The organism is Paenibacillus sp. FSL K6-1230 (assembly GCF_038002385.1).
GTDB classification, from domain to species: domain Bacteria; phylum Bacillota; class Bacilli; order Paenibacillales; family Paenibacillaceae; genus Paenibacillus; species Paenibacillus massiliensis.
On record NZ_JBBOCK010000001.1, the window covers coordinates 2,868,969 to 2,886,785 of the forward strand.

Here is a 17,817-nt window from a genome sequence, read left to right on the forward strand (position 1 = left end):
TCCCGGTACTGTTCCTACAGGTTTGATTCACATTGCATGTGCAGAGGGCAGCAGCGAGTCTGCTGTCCCTGCCTGCACTGTATTTTTCCGATAAACGAGCTCAAGTTATTAGCCAAGCACCATTCCAAGCGGGGAGAAGCCCCATGAAGCAGGAGGGATGTCATTGAAAGCTTTATTTGAGAAGGAAAAAAAATATTGGAGTCAGAAGCTGGAGCCCGAGGATCGGATCATCACCCTGCCTTATACAACGCATGTACCCAAGGATGTAGCAGCAAACGCTGATTACGCTACATATACATTGACATTTTCATCTGATGTCTCAAGTCGCATATCATCCATCACTGGCAGTAATCCATGGGCTGTATACATGGTGCTGCTTGCTGGAGTAAATAGCCTATTACATAAATATACAGGCGAGGAGCATGTACTGCTGGGCATTCCTGTTGCAGAGACTGGCAGTAGTGCTGCCAAGCCGCTCAATTCCATGCTCATCCTGAAGAGCACGCTGAATACTGCCACAACCTTCAAGAGTCTGCTCTCACAGATCAAAGCAGGTATCAGTGAAGCTATAGAGCACCAGAGCATCCCCTTTTGGACCTACACAGAGGGGCTGGATATTCCGCGAAGCAACGCGGATAAGCCGCTATTTCACACGGTAGTCTCCCTACACAATCTTCATGAAGCAACTTGGATGAGTGAGGTTGATGCAGAGCTGCATATGCATTTCAAGTGGGAGAATGACATCGCTTCTCTTACAATGACCTACAATAATAGCTATTACAATGAAACGGCTATTGCATCCTTTGGTGAGCAGCTATCCCGGCTCTATGCCGTTGTACTTCATCAACCGGAGCTAATGTTGTCCAGTGTAGACATACTATCCGCACAGGATGCAGATAGGCTGAAATTTACCTTCAATGATACCACCGTGGATTACCCACGAGAGGCGTCCATTGAAGAGCTATTCACACAGCAAGCCAAGCAGACTCCTTATCAGGTCGCGCTCGTCGAGGAACAAGGCAGTATGACTTATGGCGAGCTAGATGAGAAGTCTAATCAACTAGCCGCTACCTTGCGGAGAGCAGGAGTAGCCCTGAAGCAGCCTGTTGCGATCATGGCTGAGCGCTCCGCTGATATGGTCGTTGGCATGCTGGCCATTCTTAAAGCCGGCGGCGTGTATGTGCCGATTGATCCAGACTACCCGGAGGAGCGTGTGAGCTATCTGCTGGAGGATTCAGGCGCTGAGCTGCTCCTGGTGACACGAGCTGAGCACAGACCTTTGGACTATAAGGGAACCATTCTGGATTTGCGGGATGAAGATGTGTATGGTGCAGGGCAGCAGGAATCCTCAGCTTCTGGATCACTGTATGGTCGTGGAGACAACGTTGGCGACAACATAGATGAAGCGACTGACCAGCTCAAGGCTCATAAACCGTTAACTGGCGGCGATCGACTGGCCTATATCATGTATACCTCAGGCACAACTGGTCTGCCCAAAGGGGTCATGGTCGAGCATCGAAATGTTGTGCGGTTGGTGAAGAATACGAATTTCGCAGAGCTTCATGCGGATACAAAAATTTTGCAGACGGGGGCTGTTGTCTTCGACGCATCTACCTTCGAAATCTGGGGAGCACTCCTGAATGGTGGCCAGCTCATCCTCGTAAGCCAGGACGTTATCCTGAATGCTGCAAGATTAAAAGAGGCTATACGAGCCCATGGTGTCACGACCATGTGGCTAACGGCACCACTCTTCAACCAACTATCACAGCAGGACGTGGAGATGTTCGCTGGCCTAAAGGAGCTGCTGATCGGTGGCGATGTGCTGTCTGTACCACATGTGAATCGTGTACTGGAAGCGTACCCGTCACTGAAACTGATCAACGGCTACGGACCGACGGAAAATACGACCTTCTCGACTACGCATGCTATTTCTGGCATTCAGTCGGAAGCGGTGCCGATAGGTCGTCCTATTACGAACTCGACAGCCTATGTAGTGGATCGAGCGCTGCAGCTACAGCCTGTAGGGGCTTGGGGCGAGCTGCTCGTCGGTGGAGACGGAGTAGCCCGCGGCTATCGCAATCGGCCGGATTTGACAGCTGAGAAGTTCATGGAAAGTCCATTCCGCAGTGGTGAGCGCTGTTATCGGACTGGAGATCTTGTGCGTTGGCGTGAAGATGGGACCCTGGAGTATAAGGGAAGAATCGATGCTCAGGTGAAAATCCGCGGCTATCGGATCGAGCTAGGCGAGGTGGAGGCACAGCTGCTGAAGCTGGAAGTGGTAAGTGATGCGATTGTCGTGACACATGAGGATGAGCAGGGGCAGAAGCAGCTATGCGCATATGTCGTGCTGCAGGGCGAGGCTCCTGGGGTGACGATTCACAGTGCTGCTAAAGAGAGAGTTGCTAAGGAGACAACTAGTGATGCTTCTAATGAGCCAACTAGCAGCGTTGCTAACGAGGCAGTAATGGCAGAGACGGCTGCTATCCGAGAGGGAAATATAGCGGGTGTTGCGTCACAGATGCAGGAGTTACGTAACGCCTTGCTTCGAGAGCTACCGGGCTACATGGTGCCTTCATATTTTGTGGAGCTGAAGCAGCTACCGCTCACACCGAACGGCAAGGTTGATCGACGAGCACTACCACAACCGGAGCGAAGCATGCATGGCGGTAGCGTCTATGAACCTCCAAGGACTTCCATGGAGGAGCATCTTGTGAGTATTTGGCAGGAGGTGCTAAATGTCGAGAGGATTGGCATTAAGGACAATTTCTTCGAAGCGGGAGGACATTCTCTACGTGCGACGCATGTTATTTCACTAGTGCATAGACAAATGCATAAAAATCTTCAGCTTAAGGACTTGTTCGACCACCCTACGATCGAGCAGCTTGCACAGGTGCTGGAGACACTGGAGCAGACAGGCTATACTGCGATTCCGATGGCACCACAGCAGTCATACTACGTGCTGTCTTCAGCGCAAAAGCGAATGTACATCCTGAATCAGCTTGAACCGGACGGAACCAGCTACAATATTCCGGGTGCTGTGACACTGACTGGCCCGCTTGATGTCAATGCTATGGAGCAAGCCTTTCAGGAACTGATTCAGCGTCATGAGACATTGCGCACCAGCTTTGATACCGTGCAGGGCGAGCCTGTTCAGCGCTTGCATGACAAGGTGTCCTTTCGCCTTGCGTACATCGAGGCGCGTAGTGCTGACAGGGAGCAGACAGATCAGCTGCTACAGGACTTTATTCGTCCATTTGAATTGAACCGGGCACCACTATTCCGGGCAGGATTGATTGCTGTAGGTGCGGACCAGCACATTTTGCTACTGGATATGCATCATATCATATCGGATGGCACCTCCGTTCAGGTGCTTATGCAGGATCTTGTCCGTCTGTACGCCAAGGATGAGCTACCCGCACTACGCATCCAGTACAAGGATTATGCGTTGTGGCAGCAGGAGCAGCATCGAAGCGAACGATACAAGGAGCAGGAGGCATACTGGCTTGGTACCTTCGCTGGTGAGCTGCCAGTTCTGGATATGCCGACAGATTTCCCGCGCCCGGCGGTTCGAAGCTTTGCAGGAGATGTGTTACCATTTTCACTTGACGCGCGGCAAAGCGCAGGTCTGAAGCATATCGCAGCACAGACGGAGTCCACCTTGTACATGGTGCTCCTGGCTGCATACACAACTCTACTCAGTCACTACAGCGGTCAAGAGGATATCATTGTAGGTTCACCCATTGCAGGTAGGACGCATGCCGAGCTAGCTCCACTAATTGGAATGTTCGTCAATACATTGGCCATCCGCAGCTACCCGCAGGGTAGCAAGTCGTTCCGTGATTATGTGCTGGAGGTTAAAGGGCATACGTTACAGGCTTTTGAGCATCAGGACTATCCATTGGAAGAGCTGATCGAGAAGCTAGATCTTGATCGGGATTTAAGTCGTAATCCATTATTCGACACTGTGTTTGCATTGCAAAATCTGGAACAACGCGAGCAGCAGTTGAATGGTCTGAGAATGGAGCCATATCCAGGCGAGCAGACGGCTGCCAAGTTCGATCTAAGTCTTTTTGCATTTGAAGATGGAGAAGACATTGTTTGTGGTCTGCAATACGCTACGCGGCTGTATACGCAAGAGACGATTCAGCGACTGGCTTTGCATTTCCGACAGTTGGTGGATGCGATCATTGAGCGACCGGACATAGCGCTGTCTGCCATCGAGATCATCACGCCGCAGGAAAAAGAACAAATTATTAAAGAGTTCAATAACACGGTCGCAGCTTATCCGTATCCTAAAGATTTGCCTGTGCACGTCATATTCGAGGAATATGCAGTGCGTACACCAGAGCAGATAGCCGTTACCTTTGCTGACGAAAGGCTGACCTACCAAGAGCTTAATGAACGCTCCGAGCACCTTGCACGAATATTGCAATCTCGAGGGATTCGCCGCAGACAGGGCTCGGATACGCAGCGTGTAGCGCTGATGGCTGAGCGATCCATCGAACTGATCGTTGGTATGCTGGGGATTCTGAAGGCAGGTGGGGCCTACGTCCCCGTTGACCCTGACTACCCGGAAGAGCGCATCCTTTATCTACTGGAGGACTCAGGTGCCGAGCTGCTTCTGGCTCAGCGCTATGATCAGGTGTTCTTTGTGACGGATATTCCAATCTTGGATCTGAGTGATGAGCAACAGTGGCGAGGTGGTTCGCTTGGTGAAGGAAGTGAGTTGGAAGAGACTGCAGGTGATGCCGGGGAATCAGAGAGCCTTAATAACCTGCACGGAACTGGCTCGGCATTAACAGAAGAGGATTTTCCTGTGAAGGCAGCATCGACCGATCTTGCCCACGTGATGTACACTTCCGGCACAACAGGCAATCCGAAAGGCGTCATGATCGAGCATCGGAATATTGTTCGACTGGCGAAAAACAGAAGCCATGCCACGCTCGATGAAGATACACGGCTCTTGCAGACCGGAGCGGTCGTATTCGACGCCTCAACGTTCGAGATCTGGGGGACGCTGTTGAACGGTGGACAGCTACATCTGGTGAGCTATGACACGATTTTGGATACGGTCCAACTCAAGCAGGCAATTCAGCAGCACAGCATCAACACCTTGTTTCTCACGACGTCCTTATTCCACCAGCACTCGCAGCAGGATATTGACCTGTTCACACCGCTGAAGGAATTAATTGTCGGAGGAGACGTACTATCCGTACCACATTTGAATCGTGTGATGGAGACTCACCCGCAGCTTCGAATCATCAACGCCTATGGTCCGACAGAGAACACCGTGTTCTCGACGATCTATGATATTACCGAGCCACAGACACAAGCCGTTCCAATCGGTCGGCCTATCGACCATTCCACGACATACATTGTCAATCGAGCGCTTAAGCTGCAGCCTGTTGGAGCTTGGGGTGAACTGCTTGTTGGTGGTGACGGAGTGGCGCGTGGATACCTCAACCGGCCAGAGCTGACAGCAGACAAGTTCATTGTCAGTCCTTATCGCACTGGAGAGTATTGCTACCGCACGGGTGACTTGGCACGCTGGCGTGCTGACGGAGTGCTGGAGTACAAGGGTCGAATCGATGAGCAGGTCAAAATCCGAGGCTACCGCATAGAGCTGGGCGAGATTGAGAGCCGTCTGTCCTCTGTAGCTGGGGTAAAGGAATCCATTGTTGTCGTAAGGCAGGATGAGCTGGGACAGAAGCAGCTATGTGCTTATTACGTAACAGACCGTGAGATGGGGGCAGGTCAATTGCGTCAAGCACTATCCCAAGACTTACCCGGCTACATGGTGCCATCCTACTTCGTTCAGCTGGGAGAGCTACCATTGACGCCGAATGGGAAGGTGGATCGTAAAGCACTCCCTTCACCGGAACAGCATGTGGATTCAGGCATGGATTATGTAGCACCACAGACGGAGGTTCAGCAAGCTCTGGCTGATGCGTGGGGAACGATACTTGGCCTTCAGCGTGTGGGAATTCAGGATAATTTCTTCCATTTAGGTGGTGACTCCATCAAGGCAATCCAGGTGTCATCCCGTTTGTTCCAGGCTGGCCATAGGCTAGAAATGAAGGATTTGTTCAAATATCCGACGATTGCTGAGCTATCCACACATGTTCAGCCTGTGACTCAATTGGCTGAGCAAGGAGAAGTTAGCGGCGTGGTACGCCTGACTCCGATTCAGCGCTGGTTCTTTGAGCAACAGACCGCAGAGCCACATCATTTTAACCAGTCTGTCATGCTTTATCGCCCTGAGGGCTACGATGAGCATGCGCTGCGGCATGCGCTTCAAGCGATCACTACGCATCATGATGCCTTGCGAATCGTCTTCCATACAGCGAACAGGCATTCAGACTATATGGTAGATGACGATCATGTTCAAGGAGAAATTACGGCCTGGAACCGACGAACGGAGGATGGCGAAGCATACCATCTAGAGGTCTACGATTGCATGGATTTGAATGAGGCGGAACGAACGGAGCAGATTGAGGCTTTGTGTAATGAGCTTCAAGCCAGTATTTCTCTGGAGCAGGGCCCGCTCATGAGATTGGGATTGTTCCGTTGCCCGGATGGCGATCATTTGCTGATGGTCATTCATCACCTGGTCGTGGACGGCGTATCGTGGCGTATTTTGTTTGAAGACCTGGCAGCGGCTTATGAGCAGGCTTCCCAAGGTGCAGAGATCATTCAGCTCCCGCACAAGACAGATTCCTTCCAGACATGGGCTCAGCAGCTCCGTGCTTATGCAGAAGGTCCGGCTATGGAGCAGGAACAAACATACTGGGCAGCGATTGCTCAGACAGATGTGGCTCCGCTACCAGTGGATTATGACCAGACTGATAACGATCAAGCCGGCGAAAGAATGCCACTGATTGCCGATAGCGAGACCGTCACCGCCGTATGGAGCATGGAAGAGACAGAGCAACTGCTGAAGCTTGCCAACCGCACCTATCGCACAGAGATGAATGATCTGCTCTTGACGGCAGTCGGTATGGCCTTGCAGGCATGGAGTGGGCAAGAGAGATTTCTGATTCAGCTTGAAGGACATGGTAGAGAGCACATTATCCCGGAAGTGGATATTAGCCGGACGATTGGCTGGTTCACTACCCAATATCCGGTATTGCTCGACATGCCTCAAGCGATGACATTGGGTCAGCGCATCAAGCATGTAAAGGAGGGGCTGCGTAGCGTTCCGAATAAGGGGATCGGCTACGGCATCCTCAAATATATGACAGACTCAGGCAGATTGCTGAGCATGGCAGAGCTTGAAGCTAATCCAGAGATAAGCTTCAATTACCTTGGGCAATTTGACCAGGACATGGAGAGTAATGAGCTTCAGTCCTCGTCATATAACGGAGGGATGCCACTCAGTCCCACGATGGCGCGGGCATATACACTTGATTTCAACGGGATGATCTCGGGAGGTCAGCTCGGTCTGACGATCAGCTACAGTACGACCAGCTACCGTTCAAATACGATGGAGGCATTGGCGAGATTGTTGGAAGCGAGTCTCAGAGAAATATTATTGCACTGTATTAGCAAGGAGCAGCCTGAGCTCACGCCAAGCGATATTTCCTATAAGGGCCTTGATGTAGATAGTCTTGATCGTCTCTTGGCCGAGATGAATGTGCACGGAGAGGTGGTCAATGTCTACGGTCTGACTCCGATGCAAAAAGGGATGCTGTTCCACAGCCAGCTGGATCGACAGATGGCTGCACATGATGCCTATGTAGAGCAGTTCAGCTATGATTTGCAAGGAAAGCTGAATATCCAGGCTTTTGCTGAAAGTTTGAACATGCTTGTGCAGCGCCATGAAGCGCTCCGTGCTCATTTTTATTTTGGCCGTGAGACAGAGCCGTTACAGGTCATATACCGGAGTAGGGAATGCGGCTTTATATATGAAGATTTACGAGAGCTGGCTTCAGAGGAGCAGGAAGCCCGATTAGCCAAGTTCAAGCTGGAGGATCAAGCAAGAGGCTTCGATCTGCGGCGAGACGTTCTTCTGCGTGTAGCAGTTTTGCATACGTCCGAAGACAATTACCGCTTCATATGGAGCTTTCATCACATTGTAATGGATGGTTGGTGTCTGTCTCTGGTAAACAAAGAAGTGTTCGAAGGCTACGCGGCCTTGCAAGCAGGCCAGATGCCGGAGTTAGCGCCGCCTGTTCCATACAGCCGCTTCATCGAATGGCTGGAAGCTCAGGATCGCCAGGCGGCAGTAGATCACTGGAAAGACTACCTGACCGGATATGATCAGCAGACTCTGATTCCGGGTACTATATCCGCCCAGTCCCAGCGGACTGAAGGCTATGCTGCTAGTGACTGGGTGAAGGATTTGGATCGGGAGCTGACCCGCCAGGTAGAAGACACCGCCAAGCACCATCAGGTGACGATGAATATACTGCTCCAAGCTGCATGGGGAATTGTGTTGCAGAAATATAACCAGCATGAAGACGTACTGTTCGGTAGTGTCGTCTCGGGGCGGCCATCTGATATTAACGGTGTCGAGGAGATGATCGGTCTTTTCATTAATACGATTCCGGTACGTGTTCGAAGTGAGGCAGGGGAGAGCTTTGCAGAGGTCATGAAGAGAATGCAGGAACAGGCTATGGCTTCTCATGCATATGATACGTACCCGCTCTTCGAGATTCAGGCCTTGACGGATCAGAAGCAGACTCTGATTCAGCATATTATGGTATTCGAGAACTATCCAGTGGATGAGCAGGTTGAGCAACTGGGGCACAAGGAAGAAGCTCTGTTTTCCATTGATAATGTGACTGTATTCGAGCAGACCAACTATGATTTCAATCTCGCCGTCATGCCAGGAGAAGGACTCCGTCTGAGCATTGGCTATAATGCTCTGGTATATTCAGAGGCTGATATTGAGCGAATTGCCGGACATTTTGCATATGTGCTGCAGCAGGTTGTAGCCAATCCAGACATGGTGATCAGCGATATCAGACTAGCTACCCCTCAGGAGGAGCACGAGATCCTACATGAGTTCAACAGCTGGGGCACAGAACAAGAGGTCTCACTTGAGCAATGCAGTTTTGGAAGAATTGACAGAACGGACAGAACGGATAGAACGGACAGAGCTCACAGCTCAACGGATCAATTCGTGACTGATTCAATAAGTAGTTCAACAGGGGAGGTGGGTCAGAAGCTCCATGAAGCTGTTAGCTTCACATTACATGAGCTATTCGAAGAGCAGGCTGCAAGGACACCGGAGCTGGATGCAGTAGTCTTCGAGGACACGAGCTTGAGCTACGATGCTCTGAATCGAAGGGCTAATCAACTGGCAAGAACACTGCGTGATCAAGGTGTGAAGCCAGATCAGTGCGTTGCACTGCTGACAGAGCGCTCCATTGAGATGATTGTCGGGATTCTGGCGATTCTGAAAGCTGGCGGAGCCTATGTGCCGATCGACCCATCTTATCCATCTGAACGGATTGAATATATGCTGAAGGACTCCGGTACAGCGATTCTGATGCTGCAGCAAGGACTTGCAGAGGATATTTCGTTCAGTGGTAAGAAGGTAGTGCTGGATCTTCCTGAAGTCTATGCACAAGAAGACTCCAATCTACCGTCAGTTGCTGGGCCAGAGCACCTTATGTATGTGCTGTATACCTCTGGAACAACAGGCTTGCCGAAAGGGGTCATGGTTGCTCATCGCAGTGTAGCGAACACGGTGAACTGGTTCGCAGATCGCTATGCTGACTATGTCAGACATCGCATTGTGCTGACAGCTGAATATACCTTCGATCCAAGTGTCGAGCAGATCTTCGCCGTGCTCCTGCATGGAGGCGAGCTGCATTGCATTCGGCGGGATACGCTGCTCAGTAAGTCGTTGCTACTCCGTTATATTTCTAAACATGACATTGGCATGCTGGACTTGCCGCCAGTCCTGATGCGGGCTTATCTGGCTGAGGAGCCCAAGCTCGATAGCTTGGAGACCTTGATCTCTGGTGGTGAGCGACTTGAGGATGCGTTGAAGGATGTCCTACTGAGCAAGGGCTACCGTCTGCACAACCATTATGGTCCGACAGAGACAACAATTGATGCCCTTGCAACCGAATGTGAACAGGGTACAGCCGTACATCTGGGCAAGCCGATTCGGCATACTGGTGCCTACATTTTGAATGCTCATAGGCAGTTACAGCCCGTAGGGGTTGTAGGAGAGCTCTTCATCGCTGGTGCTGGTCTTGCCAGAGGGTACCTGAACAGGTCTGAACTAACCATGGAGAAATTCGTAGAGCATCCGTATCTTTACGGGCAGATCATGTATGCGACTGGTGATCTGGCACGATGGCTGCCTGACGGAAATGTGGAGTTCGTAGGACGAATGGACGATCAGGTCAAGGTACGTGGCTTCCGGATTGAGTTAGGTGAAGTAGAGGCTCAGCTTGCGGGTATTCCGTCGGTGCGTGATTGCGCGGTCATTGCAGTGGCAGATGGAAATGGTCAGCACCAGCTTTGTGCTTACTTTACGGCTGATGCATCGCTAACGGTACGTTCCATCCGCGAACAGCTGGCGGGTGCCTTGCCCGGATACATGATTCCGTCTACTTTCGTACAGGTGGAACGCATGCCGCTGACGACGAGCGGCAAGATTGATCGCAAGGCATTGCCAGCTCCGGAAGCAGGTATGAATCATGGTACCGAGTATGTAGCTCCTCATACTGATGTTGAGCAAATGTTAGCCTCCATTTGGCAGGAGGTCCTTGATCTTCCGCAGGTGGGTATCCATGACGATTTCTTCATGCTGGGAGGCCATTCCTTGAAGGTGCTGGAGCTTGTGCGCAAGATTCAGCTTGCCACGGGGATTGAGCTTCCGATTCGCACCGTGCTGGATTGCCCAACGATTGAGGAGCAGGCGTTGGAACTGATGAAGGCAGAGCTGGAGACGGGACAGGATCAGCCGATTCTTCGACTTAATGATCATGGCTATGCAACCCTGTTCTGCTTCCCGCCCATGCTTGGTTATGCATTGTCATTCGCAGAACTGGCAAAGCAGCTGGACGAGGAGGCGGTTCTGTACGGGCTGGAGTTCCCGGAGGAAGCCATGGATGAAAGGAAGCTGCTGGCAAGCTATGTAGACTTAATTGTCAATACCCAGTCGACGGGACCGTATATGCTGCTTGGTTATTCCATTGGTGGTAATCTGGCGCATAAGGTGGCAGCTGCACTGGAGGAGCAGGGCCATTCGGTGGCAGGGATCATTATACTTGATTCGGTGCGTAGCACCGAATACTCATCCACTACGGCGGAGGAGACGACACAGGAGATTGAGGCCATGCTAGAGCAGGTGCCAGAGGCTTATCGTGAGCTGCTAAATGACTCCTATCGTCGCAAAATGCTCGCCTACGCAGTATATGGTAATCAATTACTGAATACAGAATGCTTGCAGGCTGACATTTACGGACTTGTGGCAGTCGGCTCAGAAGCGGTTAAGGGTAGCGGTGACAATCGTCTACTATGGAAGGATGCTACACAAGGCAGCTATGTAGAGCAGGCTATGATCGGCAATCACTATGAGCTTCTTGAACCAGGCTTTGTGGAGGAGAATGCCAAGAGCATTCGTAAGATCATTCGTCATATATGGCAACAAGGAGAGGCGACGGAGAAGTCCAGACTCGTGATCAGCGATAATCGCTGATCGGTTCACTTCTTGCCTTCGCCAAGATCACGGATCTTCACATTACTTGTCCTAGCAGCAGAGGATGGTATGATGCCTCTGCTGCGGTGGCAAGCAGATGCCAGACGCTATAGCTACCAAAGCATGTGGCAAAGCACCGTCAAGGCAATGAGTTAACACATCATTAGGTAAGGATGGTACTTCACATGATGAACAAAGGCATGCGTTGCCTGGCAATGTTATTTACAGCGTTGATGCTCTGGAACGAGTCCTATACCCCAATATGGGGCGCAGCAGCCTTGGCGCCAGATTCATTGGAACAAGCGATGGATGATCTAATGAGTACAGGATTGGAGCAGTTGCACATTCCAGGAGCAGCTGTTGTTGTGACCAAGGGGGAAGATATTTTCTTCACTAAAGGCTATGGGTATGCAGATTTGGAACGCTCTACGGCCTTTGATTCGGCCCAGACCATTGTCCCTGTAGGCTCCCTGACCAAATCCTTCAGTGCAAGTGCAGCAATGCAGCTAGTCGAGAGGGAGCAGCTCGATCTGCACGAGGATATTAATCGCTATCTTCGCAGCTATCAAGCATCGCAATATGATAATCATCCCTTTCATATGCATCACCTGCTTACCCACACCTCGGGGCTGGATGAGGCTGTGTATGGGATTAATAGCCATACCCCGACAGGAGCGCTGACAGCAGAAGAGTATCTGCGTGATTATTTTCAGAAACAACCGCCTATTCGTGAGCCTGGCATCCAGTATGATTACAGCAACGTAGCCTATGGATTGATCGGGAATGTGGTGGAGCAGGTAAGTGGGCAGCAGTTGAACGATTATTTCAAAGCTAATCTTTTCGCGCCCATGGATATGCCGAGTGCTACGCTAGACGTACCTGTGGATAACCCCAAGCTTGCCCAATCCTATTACTGGCAGGATGGCAGCTATGAGAAACAACCTTTCTCATACATCCATCTTCCGGGGGCTGGAGCACTCAGCATGACGCCAAACGAGTTCTCTCATTATTTGATCACGCACCTGAATGAAGGCTTGTACGGAGCGCAAAGAGTGCTGGAGAGCGAGACGGTTGCAGCGATGCATGCGCAGCAATTCGCAGTAGATGAGCGACTGGATGGGGTAGGGTACGGATTTTTTCGTGGCGAGCTTGAGAATGGAATACCGATGCTGTGGGCTACCGGTGAGATTGATGGTTTTATATCGGAAATGGTACTGATCCCGTCGTATGAGCTAGGTATATTTGTTACAGTCAATGCAGCGAACTCAGGACTGGCCTTGCATGGAGCGGTAGTGAATGCGATCGCCGAAAGACTTCCAGCAGAGGAGCAGGTAGATACGTCTAAGTCACTTCAGAAAGCAGTGAATGAAGAGGATAAACTGCCAGAGGAGGTCGCAGGTGTCTATCAGGCTACCTTGAATCCGGTTCATGGGTGGGGAAAGTGGATTCGCATGCTTGGAAGCATGAAGTACACCGTAAGTCTGCAGGATGAACATACATTGATCGTCAATGGAGAGTTCCCGAACGAGAACCAGACGACAGACAGGGTGTTCCAGACGGCCGCGGATGGCTTGCTGGTCGAGAAGGAGGGTAGCAACAAATTACTGCTATACCAGCAGGACGGTGTATGGACGCTTATTGCCCCGGACAGCAAGACGTTCAAGCAGACAGCGATATGGCATCAATCTCGTATGTTGCTCATCAATTACGCAGCAGCCTCCTTATTTTTTATTTTGGCTCTATTGGTGTGGGTAGTACGGTATGTGAATAGAGCTATACGGCGGACTCAGGTGCGGATCTCTACGAGTCTTGCTGTGATCGCACTGTTGAACACGGTGTTCCTCGGGGTGCAGTTCATTTATGGCAACAGCCAGATCGTATATGGTTATCCAGCTTGGTATATATGGGGAATCTGTACATTGCCGCTGATATCCGCTCTGATTGCAATGTGGGTCATCATCGTAAATGCCAACAAGCTGCTTAGGGGAGAAGGCAGGGGCCGATCGACGGGGAAAATCATGTTTGCGGTCATCACGCTGCTGCATACGATATATCTCTATTACTGGAACTTCTTGCCGATCCATTACACTTGATGCTCTTTGGACGATTAGAAGCGTTACGTAGAGGCGTTTTTACAATGTACAGCATGTACAGAGAAAATAAAATCAAAAATTAACAGATTTCACCATGAAAACAAATTGACTTTAAGGAAAAATGTGGTATTTTATTGAATAAGAGATATTTAATTACATTTTTATGCGATAAGAGGATTCTGGAATTTCTAAAAAAATAATTGTTGTTAGGTGGTGTTACAGTAATCATCAGACCCTCATTCCAACGAATCAATAACGCATTTGTGAATGTACAGTTGGATAGGGTCTGCTTGATCCCGGAGGCTTTGGATCTTCTTTGCAAATTGGATTACATATGTACACTTATTGCTTTCCGAGTGTGGAACGATTTCCAATCAGGTCAATGGGAGGATGAGTAATGATGAACACATTTGAGGTACTGGAGTCCAATGTAAGATCGTATTGCAGAAGCTTTCCGGTTGTATTTAACAAAGCCAAGAACGATATGCTTTACACCGATTCAGGGGAAGGGTATATTGATTTTTTTGCTGGAGCAGGGGCCTTGAACTATGGTCATAATAATGATTTCATGAAGCAGCGCATTCTGGATTATGTAACGGCAGATCGAATCATGCACGGCCTGGATATGTATACGACAGCGAAGCAGGAGTTCATAGAATCCTTTTCGGAGCGTATTCTAGTGCCTAAGCAATTGAATTATAAGCTGCAATTCTGCGGACCAACAGGCACGAATGCTGTCGAGGCTGCACTGAAGCTGGCTCGCAAGGTGACGAAGAGAAGTGGCATATTCGCCTTCATGGGTGCGTTCCACGGCATGTCCTTGGGAAGTCTCTCCGTAACCAGCAGTCGATCGATACGGGAGAGCGCAGGTATTACGCTGGATAATGTAACGTTTATTCCGTATTACAATACCTTTAGTGGGCTGGATACCATTTCTTATATGGAGCACTTGCTCACCGATTCCCATTCGGGGGTAGAGAAGCCAGCTGCGATCATTCTGGAGACGATCCAGGCCGAGGGTGGAATTAACATGGCAGATGCCGATTGGTTAGCAGATCTACGTCATTTGTGCACAGCGCATGATATTTTGCTGATTATTGATGATATTCAGGTTGGCTGCGGACGGACAGGCTCCTTTTTCTCATTTGAACGGGCAGGGATTGTACCGGATATCGTGGTCTTGTCCAAGTCGATCAGCGGTTATGGACTACCTATGTCATTGCTGCTGCTTAAGCCGGAGCTGGATATATGGAGTCCGGGTGAGCATAATGGCACTTTCCGTGGCAATCAGCTGGCCTTTGTGGCGGCAAAAGCGGCACTGGAATTCAGAGATGCCATCGGGCTAGAGGAGCAGGTGAAGGAGAAGGAGGCGTTCGTTCAGCAATTTTTGCGGGACAGCATCCAGTCGATAGATCCCTTCATCAGAATCCGTGGCATGGGCCTGATCTGGGGGATAGATGTATCGCATCTGGGCGAGGCCTTCGCCAAGGAGGTCACGGAGCTCTGCTTCCGTAGAGGTCTTATTATTGAGCGAGCAGGACGCAATGATACCGTGATTAAGATTATGCCTGCGCTGACGGTAAGCATGGAGAACCTTCGCAAGGGCTGCGATATTCTCGAGGAAAGTATGGAGCAGGTATACAGCTCGCTGGTTACTTCGGTTATGTAGCATGTATTGGGCAGGTCATGGTTAAATAAGTAAATGAGAAAGCCGTTCCAAGTCGAACTTGCTTTTAATACCTGGAGAGTCTCAGGCCATTAAAAGCAAGTTCTGTGCTGGAACGGCTTTGTTTACGATGACTACAGTGTAGCTACATCAATGACGAACCGATAGCGAACATCACTGCGCAATACACGCTCATAGGCCTCATCCACTTGATCGGCAGAAATCACTTCGATCTGAGGCTTAATGTTATGCTCGGCGGAGAAATCCAGCATTTCCTGCGTCTCGCGGATACCACCTACAAGGGAACCGGCGATGCTGCGTCTGCCCATGATTAAGGAGAATACATGGTACTGATCCGGTTGACTTGGTGCCCCTACGTTCACCAGGGTTCCGTCAATGCGGAGCAGAGATAAATAGGCATCCACATCCAGATTGGCAGATACGGTATTCAGAATTAGATCAAAACGCCCAGCCAGCGTAGTAAAGGTCTCGGAATCACTGGTTGCATAATAATGGTCTGCACCAAAGCTCAAGGCTTCGGCCTTCTTGTCCGTAGAGCGGCTCAGAACGGTAACCTCAGCTCCCAGCGCATGAGCATATTGAATGGCCATATGACCCAGTCCGCCCATACCCAGAATGGCTACTTTCTTCCCAGGCCCTGCGTTCCAATGTCTTAACGGAGAGTAGGTAGTAATCCCGGCACATAGCAGTGGACTGGCTACATCCAAGTCCAGAGCGTCAGGAATACGCACAACGAAGCGCTCCGTTACAACGATCTTCTGGCTGTAGCCACCATGGGTTGGTTGACCATCATAGTCCAAGGAATTGTAAGTAGAGACAACACCTTTTGTGCAGAATTGCTCCAGATCCTGTTTACAGTATTCACACTCCCCGCAGGAATCTACATAACAACCGACCCCAACACGGTCGCCGACGGCAAATTTGGTGACAGCCGAGCCGACGGCCTGAACAACCCCAGCGATCTCATGACCAGGCACTAAGGGGAAAATGGCTGCGCCCCAGTCACCGTGAGCAGTATGGATGTCAGAGTGGCAAATACCGCTATATTTAATGTCGATCAGGACGTCATCTGGACGTAAGTCGCGACGCTGGATTGTAGTTGTCTCAAAGTTCGCTTTGGCGTGAGACACACTTAATACACGAGATTCACACATGTTATTCGCTCCTCTAAATAGATGTTATAAGTAAGCATATGAGCAAGGCAGACCGAGCTATTGATCTGGGATTGCTCTGCACAATTTGAAGTATAGACCTTCAAGTTAACTTTATAGCAAGAGGAATTTTGAAAATGAACTGAAAAAGATTTGAAAATGATATGTTTGATAGTCTTGGTAGATGGTGGTGGACTATTGACTTCAAGTGAGCTTTACGTGTTAAATTCAAATATGAATGAAGAAGCACGAGGTGACCTAATGAACATTGCCAAGGTAGCCAAGCAGTTCAATCTGACTTCAGCAACACTCAGGTATTATGAACAGCTTGGTCTGATTCCCCCTGTTATGCGAGATGAGAGAGGGGACCGTAAGTATTCTGAAGAAGATATCAAATGGATTGAATTCATAAAATGCATGCGAAGCGCGGGTCTGACCATCGAAGCGCTAATGGAATATACCTCCTTATTCTCCAAGGGAGAAGAGAGTCTAGAGGAACGCAAAAGCATTCTGATCGAGGAAAGAGAGAAGCTGATTGTCCGGCGCAGAGAGATCGACGAGACGATCCAGCGTCTGGATCAAAAAATTAAGGATTATGACGGAAAGCTGCGGGTAAGTGAGGCGAATCTGAGAGTGGATTATACTTAATTTTGAACAGTTACGAGTAGTTGCGAGATTGGAATCGTGGTAGGGACACTCTCGCGGATTCTGAATGAAAGCCAGGAAAGCATAAATGGAGACCCGGAAAGGGGGGATGTTAGGTGAATCAGATTACTCTTCATCAGTCCGAATTCTCAGATGTGGAGACCATTGCAAATTTAAGAGCAATAGTGCTGTATGATGATTTAACAAGGCTAGGTAGATTTCATGAGGAGAAGGTGCGCCAACGTTTTCGGGATTCATTTGCCCCTGAACATACGTGGATCATACAAGTAGAGTCTACCTTTATTGGGTGCATTGCCTTCAAGCCGTTAGCCGAAGGTTACTTATTAGAGCATTTTTACATAGATCCAGAGTATCAAGATATAGGCATTGGTGGCCAAGTGCTAGAATATTTCCTTACACAAGATCATGTCACAGGAAGCCTGGTGACTTTAAATGTTCTTCAAGGAAGTTCAGCCAAACGCCTATATGAACGATTCGGATTTAAAGTGGATCGTGAGGACTCCATAGACATTTTTATGTCAATGATAGCCGGTTCGTAAAGAGAAAGGAATTAGACGA

The 17,817-nt window shown here is 49.8% G+C and carries 6 protein-coding genes; 5 read left to right on the forward strand and 1 reads right to left on the reverse strand.

What is annotated here, in order from left to right; translation table 11 throughout:
- The first annotated feature begins 163 nt into the window (after positions 1-163).
- From MKX74_RS12505 to ectB, 3 genes are all read left to right on the forward strand, one after another.
- Positions 164-11,662 carry an amino acid adenylation domain-containing protein gene (locus tag MKX74_RS12505; protein WP_341178584.1) on the forward strand — a complete coding sequence of 3,833 codons (11,499 nt, stop codon included), beginning with the start codon at positions 164-166 and terminating at the stop codon, positions 11,660-11,662.
- A 185-nt stretch (positions 11,663-11,847) separates the two neighbouring features.
- Entirely contained in the window at positions 11,848-13,755 is a 1,908-nt protein-coding gene (locus MKX74_RS12510) for a serine hydrolase domain-containing protein (protein WP_341178585.1), read from the forward strand.
- A gap of 400 nt (positions 13,756-14,155) precedes the next feature.
- Positions 14,156-15,424, forward strand: a complete 1,269-nt coding sequence (gene ectB / locus MKX74_RS12515; RefSeq protein ID WP_341180570.1) for a diaminobutyrate--2-oxoglutarate transaminase — start codon at positions 14,156-14,158, stop codon at positions 15,422-15,424.
- Between the two features lie 131 nt (positions 15,425-15,555).
- On the opposite strand, the gene MKX74_RS12520 is transcribed toward ectB, so the two are convergent.
- Positions 15,556-16,596, reverse strand: a complete 1,041-nt coding sequence (locus MKX74_RS12520; protein ID WP_341178586.1) for an NAD(P)-dependent alcohol dehydrogenase — start codon at positions 16,594-16,596, stop codon at positions 15,556-15,558.
- A 258-nt stretch (positions 16,597-16,854) separates the two neighbouring features.
- On the opposite strand from MKX74_RS12520, the gene MKX74_RS12525 reads away from it, so the two are divergent.
- Both MKX74_RS12525 and MKX74_RS12530 read left to right on the forward strand, forming a co-directional pair.
- On the forward strand, positions 16,855-17,241 hold the full coding sequence (locus tag MKX74_RS12525; protein ID WP_025680876.1) for a MerR family transcriptional regulator: 387 nt from the start codon (positions 16,855-16,857) through the stop codon (positions 17,239-17,241).
- A 113-nt stretch (positions 17,242-17,354) separates the two neighbouring features.
- On the forward strand, positions 17,355-17,798 hold the full coding sequence (locus tag MKX74_RS12530; protein WP_341178587.1) for a GNAT family N-acetyltransferase: 444 nt from the start codon (positions 17,355-17,357) through the stop codon (positions 17,796-17,798).
- Positions 17,799-17,817: the final 19 nt, after the last annotated feature.